The sequence below is a fragment of the Halapricum sp. CBA1109 genome (assembly GCF_009741825.1).
Taxonomy (GTDB): domain Archaea; phylum Halobacteriota; class Halobacteria; order Halobacteriales; family Haloarculaceae; genus Halapricum.
The window spans coordinates 1-1,964 of record NZ_WPCA01000241.1 but is presented as its reverse complement, the minus strand read 5'-3'; the positions used below and the strand labels follow the sequence as shown (position 1 = coordinate 1,964).

The following is a 1,964-nucleotide window of genomic DNA, read 5'->3' as shown; positions in this document are numbered from 1 at the left end:
CGCGTGTCACAGCCACGACGCCGGACAGTCGTCGCCAGTGTCGGCCGCCGTCGAGACGCTGTTACAGGGGTTCGTCCAGTTGAACGTCGACTACACCTACGTCGCCGGCGACGTGAACAGGCAGTATCTGGCGCTGTCGGTCGCGCCTGCCAACGGTGACACCGAGTCGATGCCCGAGACGTTCCGTCTGTGGTTCGACGGTGAGTGGTACGACCCCGGGTGGGTCGACAACTACCGGACGCTGTCCGGCCGGTACGAGGAGGGTCGGGGGCTGTTGCTGTTCGACCTCCCCGACGCGGGCGACGCCACGGACACGCGTCTCAACTGGCCAGGTGGCGAGTGGCGAGTCCCCGAGTCGACCAGACGGCGGCTCTCGACACCGACGCCGTCGCTCTCCGTGTCACTGGACGCCCCCGAGACGGTCCCGCTTGACTCCACCACGACCATCCCCGTGACCGTCTCCGTGAGCAACACGGGTTCGACCGACACGCGTTTTCTGGGTGCGCTCGACAGGTCGGGCTATCTGGCCTCGGCACCGGTCGAACAGCTTTCGATGCTGGTGCCGGCCGGCGACAGCGTGACCGAGACGGTCGACGCGGCGCTCGTCGCGTCGGAACCGACCGAGGAGTTCGGCCGGCCGATCACGTTCGACCTCGACTGGCTCACGGGGTCGACCGAGACAAGCGTCCGCGTCGTCGACGGTGCCTGACGCCCCGAGACTCCGGCGGAGTCGAGAACGGACCCCTGTCCGGTTACGGTCGGTGGCTCTTGCCGAGGACGCCGGGCGTCTCGAAGATGCCCAGCGTGTCGACCTCGACGCGGGTGGCGTGGGCCGGTCCCTCGACGGCGCAGTCCTCGCCCGTGAAGCGGTTCACCGAGTCGACGGCGTTTCGCAGGTCGACCGTGCACGGGTCCTCGTGGAAGTTGATCACGACGACGACGGCGTCATCGTCGTTCTCGCGGCCGAACACCAGCACGTCGTCGGGGTTGGCCCCGCGGTGGGGCGCGCTGGCGATGTCCGCGCTCGGGCCCAGCACGTCCAGTTCGTGGTAGGTGTCGATGAGGCGCTTGTAAAACTGGAGGTGGTCCTCGGGGTACTCCTCCCAGTTCATAAACGCCCGCTTGTAGGGGTCGTTTTTGATGTCGTCGTCGCGGATGTCCTGTCCTTCGTAGACGCTCTCCCGTGGCGTGCCGTACTCGCCGATGAGTCGCTCCTGCCCGTAGAGGATGAAAGGGACGCCCGGGAGGGCGAAGCCGGCGGCCATCGCCGCCCGCTGGGCCTCGGCCGGCACCTTGCGCGCGCCCTCGGCCCTTGCCTCGTAGTAGAGCCGCCGCTCGTCGTGGTTCTCGGTGGTGTTGAGGAGGCGGGTGAACGTGGGGAAACCGTCGATAAAGCGCTGTTCGATGGCCCGCACGAGGTCGCCGGTGGGTCGCTCCCCGCGGGCGACGGCGTGGCTGGCCTGCATAAACCCCGTCGTGTCGAAGTGGGCGTCGAACTCCGATTCGGCGAAACTGGGCTGGCGTGGGATGGTCTCGTCCAAGAACATGAACTCGGGGTCGATGGCCAGCACGCGGCGGCGCAGTTCCTTCCAGAAGCTGTGGGGGACCCCCCACGCGATGTCACACCGGAAGGCGTCGACGCGTTCGGCCCAGAACTCCGCGGCCGCGAGGATGTGTTCGCGGACGGCCATATTGCCATAGTTGAGGTTCGGCTGGAGGCGCGTCCCGAAAAAGTACGCGGCGGCGGGCGCGGCGTCGGTGTCGGTCGCGCCCTCCTGACGGTCGAACCAGTCGAAGTACGGCGAGTCGCTGTTCCACTTCTCGACCGTCGGGAACTGGCCGACCGTCGACGGCGTCTCGCCCGTCTCGGCGATGGTGTCTTGGAACTGCTCGTTCGTCCAGCCGACGTGGTTGATCACGAGGTCGAAACAGACCTTGATGTCCCGCTCGTGGCAGGCCTCGAC

General features: G+C 67.4%; 1 protein-coding gene and 1 pseudogene. One reads left to right on the top strand and one right to left on the bottom strand.

Features of this window, described 5'->3' with window-relative positions:
• Positions 1 to 709 (top strand): annotated as a pseudogene (locus GJ629_RS15615) (hypothetical protein); the annotation flags it as partial.
• A gap of 43 nt (positions 710 to 752) precedes the next feature.
• On the opposite strand, the gene GJ629_RS15610 reads toward GJ629_RS15615, so the two are convergent.
• Positions 753 to 1,964 (bottom strand): alpha-amylase family glycosyl hydrolase (locus GJ629_RS15610; RefSeq protein WP_255475249.1); only part of this gene is annotated, 1,212 nt, incomplete at its 5' end.